The 17,879-nt window shown below is 61.7% G+C and carries 19 protein-coding genes and 1 other RNA gene; 15 read left to right on the plus strand and 5 right to left on the minus strand.

Going from position 1 to position 17,879, the window contains the following annotated elements:
• The first annotated feature begins 77 nt into the window (after window positions 1-77).
• Both QEZ49_RS01075 and dxs read left to right on the plus strand, forming a co-directional pair.
• Complete coding sequence (locus QEZ49_RS01075) at window positions 78-284, plus strand: hypothetical protein (protein ID WP_280383388.1); 207 nt, start codon at window positions 78-80, stop codon at window positions 282-284.
• A gap of 143 nt (window positions 285-427) precedes the next feature.
• Window positions 428-2,368, plus strand: coding sequence for a 1-deoxy-D-xylulose-5-phosphate synthase (gene dxs, locus QEZ49_RS01080; RefSeq protein WP_280383390.1), 1,941 nt, complete (start codon window positions 428-430; stop codon window positions 2,366-2,368).
• A gap of 123 nt (window positions 2,369-2,491) precedes the next feature.
• Here dxs and QEZ49_RS01085 read toward each other — a convergent pair whose 3' ends face one another.
• Window positions 2,492-2,986, minus strand: a complete 495-nt coding sequence (locus tag QEZ49_RS01085; protein WP_280383392.1) for a DUF4399 domain-containing protein — start codon at window positions 2,984-2,986, stop codon at window positions 2,492-2,494.
• A gap of 169 nt (window positions 2,987-3,155) precedes the next feature.
• On the opposite strand from QEZ49_RS01085, the gene QEZ49_RS01090 reads away from it, so the two are divergent.
• Both QEZ49_RS01090 and QEZ49_RS01095 read left to right on the plus strand, forming a co-directional pair.
• The gene (locus QEZ49_RS01090; protein ID WP_280383394.1) at window positions 3,156-3,890 is read left to right on the plus strand and encodes a TlyA family RNA methyltransferase; all 735 of its coding nucleotides are present in this window, start codon (window positions 3,156-3,158) and stop codon (window positions 3,888-3,890) included.
• Window positions 3,883-5,121 (plus strand): class I SAM-dependent RNA methyltransferase, encoded by a 1,239-nt coding sequence (locus QEZ49_RS01095; RefSeq protein ID WP_280383396.1) that lies wholly within the window; start codon window positions 3,883-3,885, stop codon window positions 5,119-5,121. The genes QEZ49_RS01090 and QEZ49_RS01095 overlap by 8 nt, the downstream gene beginning before the upstream one ends.
• 206 nt (window positions 5,122-5,327) lie before the next feature.
• Here QEZ49_RS01095 and gap read toward each other — a convergent pair whose 3' ends face one another.
• Window positions 5,328-6,338 carry a type I glyceraldehyde-3-phosphate dehydrogenase gene (gene gap, locus QEZ49_RS01100; RefSeq protein WP_068461447.1) on the minus strand — a complete coding sequence of 337 codons (1,011 nt, stop codon included), beginning with the start codon at window positions 6,336-6,338 and terminating at the stop codon, window positions 5,328-5,330.
• Between the two features lie 294 nt (window positions 6,339-6,632).
• On the opposite strand from gap, the gene QEZ49_RS01105 reads away from it, so the two are divergent.
• The 6 genes from QEZ49_RS01105 to QEZ49_RS01130 all read left to right on the plus strand — a co-directional run bounded on the left by QEZ49_RS01105 (window position 6,633) and on the right by QEZ49_RS01130 (window position 10,293).
• Window positions 6,633-7,190 (plus strand): hypothetical protein, encoded by a 558-nt coding sequence (locus tag QEZ49_RS01105; RefSeq protein ID WP_280383400.1) that lies wholly within the window; start codon window positions 6,633-6,635, stop codon window positions 7,188-7,190.
• 35 nt (window positions 7,191-7,225) lie between these two features.
• A complete protein-coding gene (locus QEZ49_RS01110; RefSeq protein WP_280383402.1) occupies window positions 7,226-7,519 on the plus strand; it encodes a cell division protein ZapA in 294 nt (97 codons plus the stop codon).
• A gap of 171 nt (window positions 7,520-7,690) precedes the next feature.
• Window positions 7,691-7,855, plus strand: a non-coding RNA gene (ssrS, locus tag QEZ49_RS01115) — 6S RNA.
• A 10-nt stretch (window positions 7,856-7,865) separates the two neighbouring features.
• Window positions 7,866-8,447: a 5-formyltetrahydrofolate cyclo-ligase gene (locus QEZ49_RS01120; protein ID WP_280383403.1), complete on the plus strand. Its 582-nt coding sequence runs from the start codon at window positions 7,866-7,868 to the stop codon at window positions 8,445-8,447.
• Window positions 8,448-9,272: a TIGR00282 family metallophosphoesterase gene (locus QEZ49_RS01125; protein WP_068461382.1), complete on the plus strand. Its 825-nt coding sequence runs from the start codon at window positions 8,448-8,450 to the stop codon at window positions 9,270-9,272.
• A gap of 271 nt (window positions 9,273-9,543) precedes the next feature.
• On the plus strand, window positions 9,544-10,293 hold the full coding sequence (locus QEZ49_RS01130) for a YebC/PmpR family DNA-binding transcriptional regulator (protein ID WP_068461384.1): 750 nt from the start codon (window positions 9,544-9,546) through the stop codon (window positions 10,291-10,293).
• Window positions 10,294-11,390: 1,097 nt separating this feature from the next.
• On the opposite strand, the gene QEZ49_RS01135 is transcribed toward QEZ49_RS01130, so the two are convergent.
• Window positions 11,391-12,371: an alpha/beta hydrolase gene (locus QEZ49_RS01135; RefSeq protein ID WP_280383407.1), complete on the minus strand. Its 981-nt coding sequence runs from the start codon at window positions 12,369-12,371 to the stop codon at window positions 11,391-11,393.
• Window positions 12,372-12,710: 339 nt separating this feature from the next.
• Between QEZ49_RS01135 and ruvC the strand changes: the two genes are divergently transcribed.
• The 4 genes from ruvC (at window position 12,711) to QEZ49_RS01155 (ending at window position 15,170) form a co-directional block, all read left to right on the plus strand.
• Complete coding sequence (gene ruvC, locus QEZ49_RS01140) at window positions 12,711-13,232, plus strand: crossover junction endodeoxyribonuclease RuvC (protein WP_280383409.1); 522 nt, start codon at window positions 12,711-12,713, stop codon at window positions 13,230-13,232.
• Window positions 13,233-13,234: 2 nt separating this feature from the next.
• The gene (ruvA, locus tag QEZ49_RS01145) at window positions 13,235-13,849 is read left to right on the plus strand and encodes a Holliday junction branch migration protein RuvA (RefSeq protein ID WP_280383410.1); all 615 of its coding nucleotides are present in this window, start codon (window positions 13,235-13,237) and stop codon (window positions 13,847-13,849) included.
• Between the two features lie 260 nt (window positions 13,850-14,109).
• Complete coding sequence (locus QEZ49_RS01150) at window positions 14,110-14,523, plus strand: hypothetical protein (protein ID WP_280383411.1); 414 nt, start codon at window positions 14,110-14,112, stop codon at window positions 14,521-14,523.
• Between the two features lie 155 nt (window positions 14,524-14,678).
• On the plus strand, window positions 14,679-15,170 hold the full coding sequence (locus tag QEZ49_RS01155; RefSeq protein WP_280383413.1) for a DUF992 domain-containing protein: 492 nt from the start codon (window positions 14,679-14,681) through the stop codon (window positions 15,168-15,170).
• A 59-nt stretch (window positions 15,171-15,229) separates the two neighbouring features.
• Here QEZ49_RS01155 and QEZ49_RS01160 read toward each other — a convergent pair whose 3' ends face one another.
• Both QEZ49_RS01160 and QEZ49_RS01165 read right to left on the minus strand, forming a co-directional pair.
• Window positions 15,230-16,486, minus strand: coding sequence for a S41 family peptidase (locus tag QEZ49_RS01160; protein WP_280383415.1), 1,257 nt, complete (start codon window positions 16,484-16,486; stop codon window positions 15,230-15,232).
• A 118-nt stretch (window positions 16,487-16,604) separates the two neighbouring features.
• A complete protein-coding gene (locus tag QEZ49_RS01165) occupies window positions 16,605-16,907 on the minus strand; it encodes a hypothetical protein (RefSeq protein WP_280383417.1) in 303 nt (100 codons plus the stop codon).
• 333 nt (window positions 16,908-17,240) lie between these two features.
• Between QEZ49_RS01165 and QEZ49_RS01170 the strand changes: the two genes are divergently transcribed.
• Window positions 17,241-17,876, plus strand: a complete 636-nt coding sequence (locus QEZ49_RS01170) for a TMEM175 family protein (protein WP_280383419.1) — start codon at window positions 17,241-17,243, stop codon at window positions 17,874-17,876.
• The last annotated feature ends 3 nt before the right edge of the window (window positions 17,877-17,879 follow it).

Raw genomic sequence — 17,879 nt, forward strand, 5'->3', positions numbered from 1 at the left:
GGCTCCGATGCCACTGCGCATTTTCGTGCGCAATGTCGGGCACTTTGGGCCTTATCTTCAAATAGGGGAAAAGAACAATGAAAGCTCTTCTGGCAGTTGCCATCGCGCTCGGCACCGTTTCTTTCGCTGGCGTCGCCACCACCACTTCGGCTGACGCTCACTTCAAGCGTGACCGCGCTCCGCACGTGAAGCACTACAAGGCAAAGCGCCTCAAGGCCAACAAGTGCGCCAAGTACAAGCGCGTTAGCCTGCGCAAGTATCGCGCCTGCACCCACCGCCGTTGATTTCCGGCTGTGGCTGTGTGATCAAGCGCGGCTCCCTAAGGGAGCCGCGCTTTTTTTGTTTATCTGTAATTCGCTCATTATATGCCACCGCGTCCATTGCTCCCTTGCGACGGTGGAGTAGTGTGACATAACTGACTTTTATCATGGAACGGGATGACTCGGTGGACAGTGTGCCCAAGACGCCGCTTCTCGATCGCATAATCGCGCCTGCGGACCTGAGAAAGCTAGACGCATCCGAACTGCCCCAGCTGGCAGACGAATTGCGCCAGGAAACGATCAACGCCGTTTCTGTAACCGGTGGCCATCTCGGTGCCGGGCTCGGCGTCGTTGAACTGACGGTGGCGCTGCACTGGGTGTTCAACACTCCGGATGATCGTCTCGTCTGGGACGTCGGCCATCAGACCTATCCGCACAAGATCCTTACCGGTCGACGCGATCGCATCCGTACGCTGCGCCAGCCCGGCGGTCTGTCGGGATTCACGCGCCGGTCGGAGAGCGAATACGATCCGTTTGGCGCGGCGCATTCATCGACCTCGATCTCCGCTGGTCTCGGCATGGCGGTGGCGCGCGACCTTGAAGCTCGCGACAACAACGTTGTGTGCGTGATCGGCGACGGCGCGATGAGCGCGGGCATGGCCTATGAGGCGATGAACAACGCCGGTGCGCGCGATGAGCGCCTGATCGTGGTGCTGAACGACAACGACATGTCGATTGCGCCGCCAACGGGCGCGCTCAGTTCCTATCTGGCGCGCATCAGCTCCAGCGGCACCTATCTCTACCTGCGCGACATCGCCAAGCAGCTTGCGCGGCAATTGCCCAAGAGCTGGGAGCGTCGCGCGGCGCGCATGGAAGAGTATACGCGCAACCTTTGGCAGGGCGGCGCCTGGTTTGAAGAGCTCGGCTTCTATTATGTCGGGCCGATCGATGGCCACAACTTCGACCATCTGCTGCCGGTGCTGAAGAACGTGCGCGATGCGCGGCAGGGCCCAATTCTCGTTCACGTCGTGACCAAGAAGGGCAAGGGCTACGCACCCGCCGAAGCCTCCGACGACAAGTATCACGGCGTTTCGAAGTTCAACGTCGTCACGGGCGCGCAGGTTGTTGCGAAGCCCAAGGCGCCGACATTCACGCGCGTGTTCGCCGACAGCCTTGTGGCCGAAGCGAAAAAGGACAGCCGCATCGTTGCCATCACCGCGGCGATGCCCGATGGCACCGGTCTGGATGTGTTCGGCAAGGCGTTCCCGGATCGCACGTTCGACGTCGGCATTGCCGAGCAACACGCGGTCACCTTCGCGGCTGGGCTTGCAACCGAAGGCCTGAAGCCATTCACGGCCATTTATTCCACGTTTCTGCAGCGCGCCTACGATCAGGTCGTGCACGACGTCGCGATCCAGAACCTGCCGGTGCGGTTCGCAATCGACCGTGCGGGCCTCGTCGGCGCCGATGGCGCAACGCACGCAGGCTCGTTCGACGTTGCCTACCTCGCATGCCTGCCGGGCATGGTGGTGATGGCGGCTGCGGATGAAGCTGAGCTGATGCACATGGTGGCGACCGCCGCCGCCATCGACGATCGTCCGTCCGCGTTCCGTTATCCGCGCGGCGAAGGCTTCGGTGTGCCGCTGCCGGAAGAGGGCGTGCCGCTGGAAATCGGCAAGGGCCGCATCGTGCGTGAAGGCAGCACGGTTGCGCTGCTGTCGCTCGGCACCCGGCTGCACGAGTGTCTGAAGGCTGCGGATCAGCTCGCGGCGTTCGGCCTTTCAACCACCGTCGCCGATGCGCGCTTCGCCAAGCCGCTTGATGAGGATTTGATCCGCAGGCTGGCCCAGAATCATGAGGTTCTGGTCACGGTCGAGGAAGGCTCTGTTGGCGGCTTCGGCAGCCACGTGCTCCGGTTCCTGTCCGACAGCGGCCTGCTCGATCGCGGCTTGAAGGTGCGCACGCTGGTGCTGCCCGATACCTTTATCGATCACGGCAAGCCCGACCAGATGTACGAGGATGCGGGCCTCAATGCGTCCGGCATCGTCACGACGGTGCTGGGGGTTCTGGGGCGCGATGTGCTGACGAACTCGGCCAGCCGGGCCTGATCGGTTTCTGATCGGTCGCGTTGCGACGGGCAGCAACACGCGCCCTTCACCGCAAATGCAGACAACAAAAAAACCGGTCATCGCTCCATGCGATGACCGGTTTTTTAATATGCAGCGGTCCGATTATTCCTCGACGGTGATGGTAATCACGTCCGACTGCACCGGCGGATCGTGCGGAATGTGGTTCTTGTCGCCCAGAACGCTGCGCAGCGTGTGCTGGCCGGGCGCGAGCTCGATGGTGGCTTCCGTCTGCGCTTTGCCGAAATGGCGGTGCTGGTCATCGGAAGGGATCGGCGCGTCGTAATCCTGCAGGTCGGCGTCGATCAGCAGGTGGTGGTGGCCGCTGTTGGGCGTTTCAGAGCCGGCTGGCGCAACTTCCATGCCCTCAATGCCGAACTTGATGGTCACCGGGCTTTTCACCGTCGCGCCGTTGGCGGGCTCGATCAGGAATACGCGGGCGCCGGCGGGCGAAGGCGTGCGTGCGCTTGCCTCCTCCAGTGGGGTGCCTTCCTGATGCACTTCCTCGTGGGCGGTCGGTGCTGGTGTCGTTGAGGTGCTGTTGTCGCCACAGGCGGCGAGACCTAACACCAAGAGAGTGGCGGCCAATGCGCTGCGCATGTAAGTCTCCCCCTAATGGTTTGTCGGAGTTCGATGGCGCCGCAGTGCCTACGCGATGGTGCGGTGTTGCTCCCCACCGGGAAGCGCAATCGAACAAGGCTAGAGCCGTTCCTCGAATTTAGCTCAAATGGAACGGCCTCACGATAGTTCAAAAAGCGGGATGATGCGAATGCGTTTGGATCTTGCCCTGGTGGAGCGTGGCCTGGCGCCAACGCGTTCGCGCGCGCGGGATCTGATTCGCTCCGGACTAGTCCGTGTGGGTGAGGTGGTCTGCACCAAGGCGGCTGCCGACGTCCGGCCAGAAACGCCGCTCGTTCTGGATGATGCCGATGCCGCCCGTGCGGTCTCGCGCGGCGGGCAGAAACTCAGTGCGGGGCTGGACGCATTCGGTTTTGACCCTGCGGGACGCGTTGTGCTTGATGTCGGCGCGTCTACTGGCGGCTTCACGCAGGTGCTGCTTGAACGCGGGGCCAGCAAGGTTTACGCCGCCGACGTGGGGCATGGGCAACTCCATGCCAGCCTGCTGGCTGATAGTCGGGTCGTTTCGCTTGAAGGCGTTGATGCCCGCAAGCTATCGCGCGAACTGGTGCCGCAGCCGGTGGGCGCAATCGTCACCGATCTCAGCTTCATATCGCTGAGCAAGGCGCTGGGTGCGCCGTTACAGCTTGCTGAACCGGGTGCGTTTCTGGTGGCGCTCGTCAAACCGCAGTTTGAAGTTGGGCCTGACCGCATTGGCAAGGGCGGCATCGTGCGCGATGAAGCGGCGCGGTTGGATGCGTTGCGGTCGGTTGCTGCGTGGGTTGCTGCCCAGCCGGGCTGGCGTGTTGTTGGCGACGCGGTGTCGCCGATTACCGGCGGCTCGGGCAACATTGAATTTCTGATTGGTGCACTGAATGATGGCTGACGTCTGCGAACTTCAAATCGCGCGCTTGGGCGCACAGGGCGATGGCGTCGCGGATGCGGCGGCGGGGCAGCAGGTGTTCGTGCCGTATGCGCTGCCCGGCGAGCTGGTGCAGGCGGATGTGCGCGGTGATCGTGGCCGTCTCATTGCCGTCAACCGACCGAGCCCGGATCGTATCGCGCCGGTGTGCCGCCACTTCACCCATTGCGGCGGCTGCGCCGTGCAGCATCTGCGCACGCCGGCGTATCTCGCGTGGAAGCGTGAAATGGTGGCGAACGCCTTCGCTGCGCGCGGCATCGGCGCGCCGGTGGGGCACGTGGCGACAGTGGGCCTTGGTGCGCGCCGCCGCGCCACGTTCTCGGCTCGACGCACCACGCGGGGCGTCATCATGGGTTTTCACGAGCAGAAGGGCGTCGAGATCGTCGATCTCGTGGAATGTCCGGTCACGGCATCCACCATCGTGCGCGCGCTGCCGGGGCTGCGCAATCTGCTGATGCCGATCCTGTCGCGTCGCGCTGCCGGTCGCATCGCTGTCACGCAGGCTATGAACGGCCTCGATGTGGCGGTCGAGGATGTGCCGGGAAGCCTTTCTCCGCAGGTGCGCGAGGAGCTGGCGCGGGGCGCGGCGGCGATGAATATCGCCCGGCTGACGTTGGCGGGCGATGTCCTCTATCAGTCAACGGTGCCGGCGGTGCGCTTTGGAACCGCGAATGTCGTGCTGCCGCCGCGCTCATTTTTGCAGGCGTCGTCGGTTGCGGAAAACGAGATGGTGCGCATCGTCACCCAGGCGGTCGGCAAGGTGAAGCGCGTGGCGGATCTGTTCTGTGGCATGGGCACGTTCACATTTCCGCTGGCGCAGACCGCATCGGTGCTGGCTGTCGATGGTGAACGCTCCGCCATCGACGCGCTCAGTAATGCGGCCAAGCGTACGCCCGGCCTGAAGCCAATCGAGACGCGCGTGCGCGACCTGTTCCGCGAGCCGATGTCGGCGCGTGAGCTGAAGGGCTACGACGCCGCGGTGTTCGATCCGCCGCGTGCGGGTGCGGCGACGCAGGCGGCATCACTGGCGCAGTCGGATGTAAAAACGATCGTTGCTGTTTCCTGCAATCCCGCAACGCTGGCGCGCGATGCCCGCATCCTAATCGATGCCGGTTTTACGCTGGAGCGCGTGACCCCGATCGATCAGTTTCTTTATTCGCCGCACATTGAAGCGGTGGCGGTTTTCCGCCGCTAGCGCGAGTCGCAGCTGTCGGGATGACGGCGTGCGGAGACGAGGGCATTCCGCACCAATCAGCGCTGGCGGCCGGCTCTCCGAAGGAGAGTCGCCGGTGCAAAGGCAGCGTGTCGCCAGCGCAAAAAAACAACAACGCCGGGCTCTGCAGCAGAGCCCGGCGTCGCAAAAAACATCGCTGTTCAATCAGCCGAAGCTGACCGTCCGTCTCAGAGCAGCTTGCCCATGGTGACGGCGGTGTCGAGCATGCGGTTTGAGAAGCCCCACTCGTTGTCATACCACGACAGCACGCGCACCAGACGGCCGCCGATCACCTGCGTCTGCGTTGCGTCGAAGTTCGACGAGAACGCGGAGTGGTTGAAGTCGATGGAAACCAGTTCGTCGGTCACGTAGTCGAGCACGCCCTTGAGCTGCTGCTCGGCGGCATGCTTCATCGCAGCGTTGACTTCCTCGGCGGTGGTTTCACGGCCGGGGATGAACTTCAGGTCGACAACCGAGACGTTCGGCGTCGGCACGCGCATGGCGGTACCGTCCAGCTTGCCCTTCAGTTCTGGCAGCACCAGACCAACGGCGGCAGCAGCACCGGTTGAGGTCGGGATCATCGACAGTGCAGCAGCGCGGGCGCGGCGCATGTCCTTGTGTGCCTGATCCAGAATGCGCTGATCGTTGGTGTAGGCATGGATCGTGGTCATGTAACCGGATTCAATGCCGACCAGATCGTTCAGCACCTTGGCCACCGGCGCGAGGCAGTTCGTCGTGCACGAGGCATTCGACACCACCAGATGATCCGACGTGATCTTGTCGTGGTTCACACCATAAACAACGGTGATGTCGGCGCCCTTCGACGGAGCGGAAACGAGCACGCGCTTGGCGCCCGCATCCAGATGCACCTTGGCCTTGTCCTTGTCGGTGAAGATGCCCGTGCATTCCAGCACGATATCGACACCCAGTTCCTTCCACGGCAGCTTGGAGGGGTCTTTTTCCGCCAGCACCTTGATCGGTGCGCCAAGACCAACATCGATGCTGTCGCCGTCAACCTTCACTTCGCCGGGGAATCGGCCGTGCACGCTGTCGTATTGAAACAGGTGCGCGTTGTCCTTGGTGGGCACGAGATCGTTGATGGCAACGAACTGCAGGTCGGTGCGCTTAGCTTCGGCAGCGGCGCGCAGCACGTTTCTCCCAATGCGGCCAAAACCCGAAATCGCAACCTTCACAGTCATAGCGTCGCCTCCCTGGCGTTCCATATCGCAGCAAGCGTTCTGCGCCTGTCCTAAAAGCGGCCTCATTAACTGGACGCAGGGCATAGGTGTCAATGCGGCTTTCCGAGGAGTGATGAACAACTCTCGCCCGTGGCGTTGCTGCGGCAGACGGGAAATTTCTGTTAAGTGCGCGTTGGTTCTGGGGCTGGCTTGTTGACCTCTCCGAGCTGCGGAACATAAGGTCATGGCACGGGAAGGCAGCCGTGGATCTCCAGGGCCTGTTTAGTTTGTGCGCATCTCGGAGGGTAATGCCATATGGCTGAGCGGGGCACGCGGAAATCCGCGGAGCAGGGCGCGCCTGCGGTCAAGCGGAAGGCGTCCGCAACTCGTGTTAAAGTACCGGCGGCGGCAAAAACGAATGGCGCCAAGCCAGCCGTGGCGGAAGTGAAGCCAGCGGCGGTCGCGAAGTCAGCAGAAAAGTCGCCAGCAAAAAAATCGGCCGCCAAACCGGTAAAGCGCGCGGCCAAGGCAACGCCAGAGGCGACGGCAAAGGCGACACCGGCAACCAAGCCGGCCAGCAAAAAGCCGGCCACGAAAAAGAAAGCGTCAGCAGCCGCTGGCACGAAGGCTGTGGCCAAGACAGCCAACGGCCATGCTCCGGCGCACGATGAATTGATCGCTCAGCTCACCGGCGAGCGCGATCAGCTCAAATCTGAGTTGAGCACGCTGGCAGGCAAGCTAGCCGACGCAGAAGCAAAGCTGGCCGAAGCCACGGCAAAGCTCGCCACACTCGAAGAGGCACGGGAACAGGCGGTCAGCCGAATTGATTGGGCGTTGGACTCGCTGCATAACGTATTGGAAAGCAGCGCCTGATCGACGCGCAGGGCGCAGGCAGGATAGGTGGAGCGATGGCTGCGGTCACAATCGCTGTCAACGGCAGGAGCTATCGCTTCGAGTGCGGCGATGAGGACAAGGCGCGCTTTGCTGAAGTCGCCGCTTACGTGACCAGCCGCATGGATGGCCTGATCGCCGAGCATGGCAATGTCGGCTCCGAGCGCTTGCTGGTGATGACCGCCCTTATGATTGCCGATGATCTATGGGACGCAACTGCTGGCGAGACCACCGCGCCGCCGACTACTGATGCCGCCCCTGATAACGCTGGCGCATTGACTGATGTCGCCAAGGCCATGCGTCGAGCTTGAGGCTTCGGGTTTTGGTCTCGGCGCCGGTGCGTCAGGCCCACACATCTCTCGCAGGTCCGCGACGATAGCGTTGAGCTCGGCCAGGTCGGCTCAGCTTCCAGATGCCGCGTCGATGGCGGTGGAAGGCTTTGGGCTGGCCGCTGGTAAAGCGCGTGCTGCTCCATTACATTGGCGGTGCTGCGGGGTGCGTTAGAAGCACATATGTTCCCCGGGGCCTATAAGATCCGCATGGGAGCTGTCCCTGACTGAGACCGTGGTCTCGGATACACGGCGCCCACCTACGTTCGTAGGGACCAACGCGGGATCATCCGCTTCGACGGCCACCGCGGCACTTTGATTATTTATAATGCAGACGAGCGACGAAAAACGGGAAGAACGGACCCGGGCGCTGGCCCGCAGGGCTGATGCTTTCGCTATCCACGGCCCAACGGCCGGGGAGCGTCTGGCGGCCCATGGTCTGGACTTTCTGTCCCCGACCGAGGGGGCGATTGTCTCGGGTTTCGCTGCCATTCGTGACGAAATAGATCCGGCGCTGCTGCTCGCTCGCCTGCACGGTGAGGGCTATCAGCTGGCCCTGCCGGTGATGCAGGGTAAGGGTAAGGCATTGCTGTTTCGCACCTGGGCTCCGGGCGATGAGATGGGCAAGGTGCAGTGGGGAATCGCTGAACCGCTGCCCGATAAGCCGGAGCTTGAACCCGATATCGTGCTGGTGCCGCTGCTGGCGTTCGACGAGGCCGGATACCGCCTCGGCTACGGCGGTGGGTTCTATGACCGCTCGCTGGAGCAGCTTCGGGCCGTTAAGCCTGTTATCGCCGTCGGCATTGCCTATGATGAGCTGAAGGTCGACGCGGTCCCCCATCTCCACTATGACCAACCGCTCGACTGGGTTTTAACCCCCTCCGGCCCGCTACGCTGTTCTGGAACCTGAATGCGCCTTCTCTTTCTCGGCGATATCGTCGGCCGCTGCGGCCGCAAAGCTGCTGTCGACGCGATACCTGTCCTGCGCCGCCGCTATAACCTCGACTGCCTCGTCATCAATGGCGAGAACGCTGCCGGTGGCTTCGGCATCACCGAATCGATCCTCGTTGAGTTGATCGAGGCCGGTGCCGACGCCGTGACGCTGGGAAACCACGCCTTCGACCAGAAGGACGCGCTGGTTTTCATCGAGCGTTATCCGCAGCTTGTCCGGCCGATCAACTATCCCAAGGGCACGCCCGGCCGTGGCGCAACGCTGATCCGCACCCAGTCGGGGGCTGAGGTTCTCGTCATCAACGTGATGGGCCGCATCTTCATGCCGGAGCTGGACGATCCGTTCCGCGCTATCGACGCCGAGCTGACCGCATGCCGGCTGAAGCGCGATGCCGACGCTATCCTGATCGACGTCCACGCCGAGGCAACCAGCGAGAAGCAGGCCATGGGCTATTTTGCCGATGGCCGCGCTAGCGTTGTCGTGGGCACCCACACCCACGTGCCAACCGCCGATAACCGCGTGTTGCCGGGCGGCACCGCCTATCTCTCCGATGCGGGAATGTGCGGGGACTACAACTCGGTGCTCGGCATGGACATCGAGGAGCCGATCAACCGCTTCATCACCAAGATCCCGCGCCAGCGCTTTGAGCCGTCGCAGGGTCCGGCAGCGGTTTCCGGCTTTGCGGTCGATATCGACGACAAGACCGGCCTTGCCCGTGCCTGCGCGCCCCTGCGTATGGGGCCCAATCTGGCCCCGGCCACCCCGCATTTCTGGGAAGAATAAGCACGGGCTTGCGGAAGGGGCCGCTCCCGCGCAATAAAACCCGCGAACTCATCTGCGTGCTTCCCGAGAAGCGGCGCCGGATTTTGGTCTGGGAGCGATCCGTTCGTTCGGCGTCGTTGCCCCGCTGATGCCGGTGTGGCGTTTCCAATGGGAGCGCACGACGTGGACGGTGCTTTGGCGCTTTCCACGCAGGATGCATCGCAAAAGCTAAAGCATAGCGCGCCGTTCTGCCTGCGATTGACCAGCGGAGCGGCTTCCCGCGGGAGTTAAAATGGCCGGCCATTCAGCATTTAAAAACATCATGCACAAGAAGGGCCGCGCCGACGCGGCCCGTGCGAAAACGTTTTCCAAGCTCGGGCGCGAAATCACCGTTGCCGCCAAGATGGGCATCCCCGACCCGGCCATGAACCCGCGTCTGCGCCTTGCGGTGCAGGCCGCGCGGGCGGAAAATATGCCCAAGGACAACATCGAGCGCGCCATCAAGAAGGCAGCGGGCGGTGATGCCGATAACTACGAAGAGATCCGCTACGAGGGCTACGGTCCCGGCGGCGTCGCGGTCATTGCCGAGGCGCTGACCGACAATCGCAACCGCACCGGTGGCGCGGTGCGTGCGGTATTCACCAAATACGGCGGCAACCTCGGCGCAACCGGCTCGGTCTCGCACATGTTCTCGCATATCGGCGAGATCACTTTCCCAGCTGGCGCTGGTACGGCGGATGCTGTGCTGGAAGCGGCGATCGAAGCTGGCGCGGATGACGTCGTTTCCGATGCTGACGGGCATGTCATCGCCACCACGTTTGAAAATCTGGGATCGGTGGCGGCGACGCTCGAAGAAGTGCTCGGCGCTCCGACGAGCGTGAAGTCGGTCTGGAAGCCGAGCCTGACGACCCAGCTCGACGAAGAAAAAGCGACCAGCATCATGAAGATGATCGCCGCCCTTGAGGACGATGACGACGTGCAGAGCGTCTATGCAAACTTCGAGGTTTCGGACGAAGTCTTGAAAAAGCTTACTGCGGCCTGATCTTTTCGCGATCTGCGCAACAAGCTGTATGTATTCAAAAGGCGCTGCTCAGTAATGGGCGGCGCCTTTTCTGTTTCAGGCCATCCGCGCCGAAGCCAGCCCGCGCCGGATGTCATCGACAGACAGCGCCAAATTACCATACGGCGTTCGCAGCGTTGCAAATTTTCGCCAGCAAAATTTGACTCGGCGTAATATTCATTTTAGTTACTGAGCCACATCATCAAATACCGATCAGCACTCTTTGCCATCGCAACGGGCAGGGGAGCTGTATTGTGTCAATCGTGTTGCAAGATTGGATGGGGGATGACCGAGCAGAATAACTTTGATTTTGATGGCGATGGAAAAATAGATCTAAGTGATATCTACAATAAAACTGATCCAAGGCGATACTATTCTACACTTGGGCGCCTCGATTACATAATACCAGAGACTGCGAAGCCGGTTTTTCAGCAAGTCATCGATAGTTACCGTAACGTCCGAGAAAAAGAGCGGGTTCGCATCGTGGATGTCGGCTGTTCCTACGGCATCAACGCTGCGATCCTCAAAGGTGACCTCGAAATGGCGCAGCTCTATGAGCACTACGCGCCGGGCGTTGTGGCTGGGGCCGACCGGGATGCGCTGCTGGAGCGCGATCAGGCCATCGTCGAAGAGATCGTGAAGGATCCGGCGCTGGAAGTTGTCGGGCTGGACGCATCACCCAACGCCATCCGCTATGCGGTCGAAGCCAATCTGCTCGATGACGGTGTTGTCGCCGACCTTGAGCACTCTGCTCCGACGCCCAAGGCCGCTTCGGTGATCGACGGTGCCGACCTCATCATCTCAACCGGCTGCGTTGGTTATGTGGGGGAAAACACCTTCAAAAACATCGTCGAGGTGAACGCGCCCAACCGGCCGTGGATGGTCAACTTCGTGCTGCGGATGTTTCCGTTCGACGAAATCGCCGGCGCGCTCGGCGAATATGGCTATGCCACCGAGAAGATCGACGCCGGCACGTTCCTGCAGCGTCGCTTTGCTTCCCGCGAGGAGCAGGATCACGTGCTGGAGCGTCTATCGGAGCTGGGTGTAGATCCCTCGGGCCGGGAAAGCGCCGGCTGGTATCACGCCGAGGCCTTCATCTCCTGCCCGCAGGAAGAGCTTGCCGGCATCGATCTCGACATCGCGTCGCTGGCGCGTGGTGCAAGCTCGCTCATCACCGCGCGGAACACGGGCGGCGCGAACAGCACGTTGCGGTGACCCAGCTCATCGAATGGCAACAGGCGCGCTGAGGGGATCGCGGCGGCGATTTCCTCAGCGTTATGGAAGCCGACCTCGTCGTCCTTGCGGCCATGGATGACCAGCGGCGACGCATCGGTTTCGATCCCGCGTAGCAGAGCAACCGAAGAAAACTCCGTCACGGGGCGATGGCCGACCCGCTCCAGGTGCTGTTCGTAAGCGCGCTGTGCCGCTTCGCCAAGACGCAGCGACTGGCCGAAGTTGGTGGTGACTTCGGAAAGCGTGTTCGGGCATCCGATCAGCACAAAGCGATTGATCGGATGGCGGTGTGTCAGCGGAGGGCCACCTTCGGCCACCAGCAGCGAAACAAAGCCGCCGAACGAATGGGCCACGACGCCTTCAATCGGCCCATAGAAATCGCAAACGCTCAACATGGCGCGCGCGCAGTCGGCGAGATTCGTGCGCCGGCTCGGGCTCATCCCGTGAGCTGGAAAATCGAACGCTACGACGCGATAGCCGGAGCGACGCAGCGGCTCGATGAATGCAGTCATGAAAGCGGCTTCGCTGGTCCAGCCGTGTACCAGCATCATCGTGCCGCGCGCAGCGCCGTCCGGCTCGTACACATAGGTCTGCACATCACCCACCGGCGTCGGCACAATCTGCCAGCGCGCATGGCGCAGGTGAAACCGTGCCCGCGCGGTCAGCAGGTCGTGGTCGGCCGACCGGTGTTGAGAAAGCTCCGGCGTGCAGAAAATGCGGAATGCCAAATCGCCGGCCCTCTGGGGCGGCAATTGATCGAGATGCATTTCACGGCGCGGCATCGGGCAACGCGGTGCCGGCACGCGCTTGTCCTGCAAAATCTGCATTACAGCGTACTCGCAGCTTAGTGGCTCGGGAGCGCTGGGGCCGCACGATCGGGGCACCCTACGTTCGGGCCCACTGCGCTTAGTGCAATTGGCAAAATATTTTGAAACCATAAACGTCCCGTGAAAGTGGCGTATATGCATGTCGGCTGACAACGCAAAGTCGCGGGCATGGTTCACAGCGGGGCTGACGGCCTCATTGCGTTTTGCGAGGCAAATGGCGCGGATTGCCGGACATCGAAAAGCAGCAGCGGGGCGCTAATTCTCGGGGTTAGCTTAAAAAAGTGCTGCCGATGCATAGCGGGCACGCTGTCGAATCACCTTCGTGATATGGCTCGGCGCATGGGGTCAAAAATCGTTCGCATCATCGGCATCGATCCAGGTCTGCGGCGCACCGGTTGGGGCGTCGTGGAAAGCGATGGCGTGCGCCTGAGCTATGTGGCCAGCGGGCTGATCAAGGCTTCGACCGACACGGACTTGGCATATCGCCTGCGCGAGCTGTTTGAGGGCATTGCGAGCGTTATCGCCAGCTTCAAGCCGCAGGAAGCGGCGGTCGAGGAAACCTTCGTCAACGACAACGCCCGCTCTACGTTGAAGCTTGGGCAGGCGCGCGGCATGGCGCTGCTGGCTCCGGCCATGGGCGGGCTGGTGGTGGCGGAGTATTCGCCGAACCTCATCAAAAAAACTGTCACAGGCACTGGCCATGCCGACAAGAAGCAGATCGAGGCCATGATCGGATTTCTGCTGCCGCGCGCGCGTGTTGAAAGCGCCGATGAAGCCGACGCGCTGGCCATCGCGATTTGCCATGCCAATCACCGCCAGGCGCGCGTGCGCCTCGCCCTTGCTACTGCTGGTGGACGCTAAACATGATCGGAAAACTGCGCGGTAAGGTGGATGCTGTCGGTGAAAGCTTCCTCATCGTCGATGTCAATGGCGTCGGCTATGAAGTGCAGGCGTCGACGCGCACGCTTCGCAATCTGAAAGCTGGCGACGATGTTTCGCTGACCATCGATACGCACGTACGCGAAGACGCGATCCGTCTGTTCGGTTTTGCCAGCGAGGTGGAGCGCTCGTGGTTTCGCGTGTTGCAGGCCGTGCAGGGTGTTGGCTCCAAGGTCGCGCTGGCGCTTCTCGGCACGCTGTCGCCGCAGGAACTGGCCAATGCGATTGCGCTTGGCGATTGGGCCAGCGTTGAGCAGGCACCGGGTATTGGCAAAAAGCTGGCGCTGCGCATTGTTGCCGAGTTGAAGGATAAGGCGCCTTCGCTCACCGTCGCGGGTCTGCAGTTGCCGGCCGGAGCAGGCGCCAGCGCGGTGGCGGAAGATGGCAACGCCGCTGCGGAGGCTATCTCTGCGCTTGCCAATCTCGGTTATGCGCCCGCGCAGGCATCAGCAGCGGTTGCTGTCGCTGCCAAAGAGCTGGGTGAGGAAGCCGACACCGCAAAGCTTATCCGGCGCGGCCTGAAGGAGCTTGCGCGCTAACATCGTGCGCAGCCGCAAGCAGCAGGCACTTACTGCTAGATCACATTTGCTTGAGTTCTGCGTCATCGCCCGGTTGCGGCGGTTGCACGCACGCGCGTGATGGTCTCTGTGATGCCGCGTATTCTCGCTAAGAAAAATTAGTGAGCGGTACGCTGGGGGCGATGCTATCAAGCACCCTGCGGAAAAAGCTCCGCAACACGCGATGTTTTGTCGGGCATGCCGCGACCTATGCGGCGCTATTTGCAATGGGGCGATCAACGATGGTGAGCAACGGTCAACGCGCCCTGTGGACGTTTCTGATCTATGCTCTCGTGGGCCCATTCTTCGCTGCGCTTGCACTGGCAGCAATCATCGCTCTGACGGGCGCGTTCGGCATCTCCAGTGTGCTGCCGGTCGAGCCGCCAGCGCTGGGTGAAGCGGCGATTGGCTCCTATGTCTGGTCAACTTTGCCAGCGGTGTTGACTGCCGCGATCCTCGCTGGGGTCGTATGGAGAACCGGCGGTCTAAGCTGGCTCGTTGCTGCTGCCGTTGCGGTGATTGCGTTTGCCCTCGCCGGTCTCATTCTGCCGATCGGACTGGATCAGGCGCGCACGGCGCTCGCCATTCTGGCCGGTCTCGTATCGCTTGCCGTACGCCAGACGCTGATCCAGGCGAACATCATTCCCGACAGGTAAATTTGCGCGCGGCAATTCACGCATATGCAAGTTTGGCTGGCGTGCAGGTATCCCGTTATTGACCCCCATACCGGCAGGCAGGGCTGGCCCCCGTTTGAACCTCCCGGCCCGCTTGCGCGTTGCCCTCCCGATCATTCGTTCGAATGGAGGGTTCAATGCGTTGGCCGATTGCTGCTGTCATCACCCCGTTTATGTTTGCTTCAGTCGCCCACGGCGCAGCGCCGCTTGCCGATGTGGGTGTGCTGACCTGCACGCTGGCTGAGCAGGGCCAGCGTGAGACCAATCCCGATAGTGAAACGCGGGCGATATATTGCTCGTTCAAGCCCAGCAGTTCAGGCCCGGAAGAGACCTACGCGGGCGAGATCAAGAACGTCGGTTCGACTGACAGCCTGGATAAAAAGCGCGTGTTGATTTGGGCTGTGTTGGGGCCCGGCGATCGTGAACTGAAGCCCGGCGTGCTCGCGCAGTCATTCATGGGTGAATCGGCGGGCGAAGCGATTGAGGGCGGGCAAAACCCCACGCAACTAACCGGCGATGAAGACGACGCCTATCGTCTGCGTCCGATCAACGAAGACAAGGAACAGGCCGCCGAAGCTACAGGCGCGCTGACGGTGGTGGAGCTGCGCATCAAGTCGGTGCCGAGCTGAAAAGAGACAGCGCAAGCTAGTCAGAGCAACAGCTGCCTGGGTTACGTCAGCCCGAGCGACTACATGCTGCCAGACAACACTTCGAGCGCGCGATCAAGCTGCGGATCTTGACCGGCCGAATAGCGGACATCGAACGGCACCTCGACAGATGGCGCAACGCCCTTGCCTTCCAGCCGCTCGCCGTCAACTTCGGCGTCCTGCACGGCAAGGATCAGCAAGCTTCCGTCCGACAGCATGAATGACGTGCCTGCAAGCAACGCACCCGCAGTTGTTTCGCCCACAACTTCGCCGAATTTGTTTTTCTTGAAGCCATACGCCAGCACTTCCTTGCCGGAGCGGGTGCCGCCATTCACCAGCATGGTAACGGGGCGGTTCCAGCGAAAATCGACAATACGCTCAGCACCCGTCCGGCCCTTCAATGTCAGCGTTGGGCCGTGCGGATTGAAGACGTTGAGGTAGCTCGGTTGCGCACCGCCCCAGCCGTCGCGCAGATCCCAGATCAGCGCATCGGCATCCTTCAGGCGGCCTTCGCTCAGCACATTTTCAAGCGTTTCGTGATAGTTGCCGCCGGCGTACGACCACACCCGCACATAGCCGATGCTCTTGCCGTTGTGCTGGATGATGCGCGCGCTGGAACGCAGCGCGGTGTGGAACGCTTTGCCCGGTTCGATTGCGTGCGGCTCAACGGTGATCTTCTGCGTATCGCCATTCGCGGTGCGCCGGATTTCCAGCTCAACCTTCTTGCCCGTCTTGTCGCGGAACGAGCCGATGGCTTCAAACGGCTGTCCGTCGGCGGCGATGATTTCATCACCCGCTAGCAGGCCGGCGCGGTCGGCGCCCATGTTCGGAAACACCGCTGTTATGAAGGTTTTTCCGTCGATGTCGCGCGTGAACATGCCGATGCCGGTGTAACGCACGGTGCCATCGGTGAAGTGCTTTGGCAGCTCGCGACGCAGCGGGTAGCGGAAGATGTCGGCCAGTTCGTAATAGGCGGTCTCATCCGGCGTGTAGTGGCGCGTGTGCGAAACGCCGAGTTCGCCGAGCAGCGCGTTGATGGCAGCGGAGCGCTGCGCGTCGGAGCTGGCGGCGGCATATGTCGCGCGGTGCTTTTCGCCCAACGCATCCCAATCAAGACCGAGCAGCTTTGCATCGTAGAAGCGGTCGCGTACCAGGCGCCACACTTCGTCGTAGACGGCGGTTGTTTCCTGCGCGGTGCGCGATACCGGACGCGCCTCGGCCACTGGCAACGGCAGAACCTGTGCACCGGCCATGGCGACTGCCAAAGCACTGGAACGAACAAAAGCTGTCGCGCGCATGGGATCTCCTTCGCGGGGGGCGAATAACCACCACTATTTAGGGTGCGATTTGGGCAATGCGAGGTTAGGCGGCGCTCTAATGCGTGCCGAACGGCTTACAAATCAGCAATCTTTTGGTTCAGCAATCTTTGAACAGCGATGTCACGCAGCGCCAGGTGCCATGCACGTTGCGCCGTGCGATTTCCAGTGCGCCCACTTCATACGTGGAGCTGTCATCGCCGCTAATCACCCGCTGGTAGTCCGTTAGCGTAACAGTTCGCTCCGGACCCTTGCAGGTGTCGCCATCGTTCAACTTGACCATCTGACAGATGCCGTGCTCGCCCTGTCGCGCCAGCACTTTCGAGCACACCTCGCGCGCCAGCTTTTCGCCCAGCTTCACTTTCGATGAGGGTTGTTCAACTGCGCAGCGATAGGACGCCAATGGCTCCTCGCAAACGATGCATAAGTCGCTGGCCTGCGCGACCGATAACGCGGCACACAAGCCCAACACGCTGCCTGAAATTGCGACAACTACACCGCGAAACATAATCGAAGCTCTGACTAACGGACGACCGGCAGGATACCGCATTTTGCAAGGGAAACGCTATCCCTAAACCCTTCAGGTCGGGAAGTGGAAATATTCTAATTCGTGCTCAGCCGCTCCGGGGGACTGCCGCAGAAAAACGGTTTTGCATCCTTTGCACGGCATACTGCCAAGCGACCGCCGCATGCTCCGGTGGCCCAATGCAACCTGATTATTGGATAGCTCCTCACCATGGCCAGTCCGCGCGAAACCCGCAGCCAATACGGTTCGGAGCGTCTCATCGCCTTCTCGGATGGCGTGATGGCGGTGGCGATCACGCTGCTTGTGCTCGATCTGAAGTTACCCGAAGCGGCCGGTCAGGGCAGTCTGGCGGACGCGCTTCCGGGGCTGGCAAGTGCGCTGTGGTGCTATGCGTTGAGCTTCGTCGTCATCGGGGTGCTGTGGATGGCGCACCACAACCAGTTCGCCAACATTCCCCACGTCGATGGCGGCTTGCTCTGGATCAATCTGGTCTTCCTGATGTGTGTTGTGCTGATACCGTTCGTTACCAGTTTGCTAAGCGGTCACGACGGGGCGCTTCCGACCATCTGCTATGCGGCCGTACTGACGGCCAATTGCGTCTTGCTCGCATTGATCTGGTGGTACGCGCGTCGCACGCCGGGTCTGATGGCGGCCGATGTATCGGAGCAGGATCGCAGCATGGGGTTGCTGGCGCCGTTGCTGGTTGCGGCCGTATTTGCTGGGTCTATCGGTGTCGCGTATGCGTTCGGCCCGACAGCGGGGCAATGGACATGGCTGCTGGCAGCAGGCGCCGGATGGCTTGCCGATCGCCTGACATCAACGGATGCAAACGCCAACTTGGTGTGATGG

The organism is Hyphomicrobium sp. D-2 (assembly GCF_029872155.1).
In the GTDB taxonomy this organism is placed as follows: domain Bacteria; phylum Pseudomonadota; class Alphaproteobacteria; order Rhizobiales; family Hyphomicrobiaceae; genus Hyphomicrobium_A.

Excerpts from the sequence above, each read along its gene's own strand:
- QEZ49_RS01075 (WP_280383388.1), top strand. The coding sequence starts at position 78 with ATGAAAGCTCTTCTGGCAGTTGCCATCGCGCTCGGCACCGTTTCTTTC.
- dxs (WP_280383390.1), top strand. The coding sequence starts at position 428 with ATGGAACGGGATGACTCGGTGGACAGTGTGCCCAAGACGCCGCTTCTC.
- QEZ49_RS01085 (WP_280383392.1), bottom strand. The coding sequence starts at position 2,986 with ATGCGCAGCGCATTGGCCGCCACTCTCTTGGTGTTAGGTCTCGCCGCC.
- QEZ49_RS01090 (WP_280383394.1), top strand. The coding sequence starts at position 3,156 with ATGCGTTTGGATCTTGCCCTGGTGGAGCGTGGCCTGGCGCCAACGCGT.
- QEZ49_RS01095 (WP_280383396.1), top strand. The coding sequence starts at position 3,883 with ATGGCTGACGTCTGCGAACTTCAAATCGCGCGCTTGGGCGCACAGGGC.
- gap (WP_068461447.1), bottom strand. The coding sequence starts at position 6,338 with ATGACTGTGAAGGTTGCGATTTCGGGTTTTGGCCGCATTGGGAGAAAC.
- QEZ49_RS01105 (WP_280383400.1), top strand. The coding sequence starts at position 6,633 with ATGGCTGAGCGGGGCACGCGGAAATCCGCGGAGCAGGGCGCGCCTGCG.
- QEZ49_RS01110 (WP_280383402.1), top strand. The coding sequence starts at position 7,226 with ATGGCTGCGGTCACAATCGCTGTCAACGGCAGGAGCTATCGCTTCGAG.
- QEZ49_RS01120 (WP_280383403.1), top strand. The coding sequence starts at position 7,866 with ATGCAGACGAGCGACGAAAAACGGGAAGAACGGACCCGGGCGCTGGCC.
- QEZ49_RS01125 (WP_068461382.1), top strand. The coding sequence starts at position 8,448 with ATGCGCCTTCTCTTTCTCGGCGATATCGTCGGCCGCTGCGGCCGCAAA.
- QEZ49_RS01130 (WP_068461384.1), top strand. The coding sequence starts at position 9,544 with ATGGCCGGCCATTCAGCATTTAAAAACATCATGCACAAGAAGGGCCGC.
- QEZ49_RS01135 (WP_280383407.1), bottom strand. The coding sequence starts at position 12,371 with ATGCAGATTTTGCAGGACAAGCGCGTGCCGGCACCGCGTTGCCCGATG.
- ruvC (WP_280383409.1), top strand. The coding sequence starts at position 12,711 with ATGGGGTCAAAAATCGTTCGCATCATCGGCATCGATCCAGGTCTGCGG.
- ruvA (WP_280383410.1), top strand. The coding sequence starts at position 13,235 with ATGATCGGAAAACTGCGCGGTAAGGTGGATGCTGTCGGTGAAAGCTTC.
- QEZ49_RS01150 (WP_280383411.1), top strand. The coding sequence starts at position 14,110 with ATGGTGAGCAACGGTCAACGCGCCCTGTGGACGTTTCTGATCTATGCT.
- QEZ49_RS01155 (WP_280383413.1), top strand. The coding sequence starts at position 14,679 with ATGCGTTGGCCGATTGCTGCTGTCATCACCCCGTTTATGTTTGCTTCA.
- QEZ49_RS01160 (WP_280383415.1), bottom strand. The coding sequence starts at position 16,486 with ATGCGCGCGACAGCTTTTGTTCGTTCCAGTGCTTTGGCAGTCGCCATG.
- QEZ49_RS01170 (WP_280383419.1), top strand. The coding sequence starts at position 17,241 with ATGGCCAGTCCGCGCGAAACCCGCAGCCAATACGGTTCGGAGCGTCTC.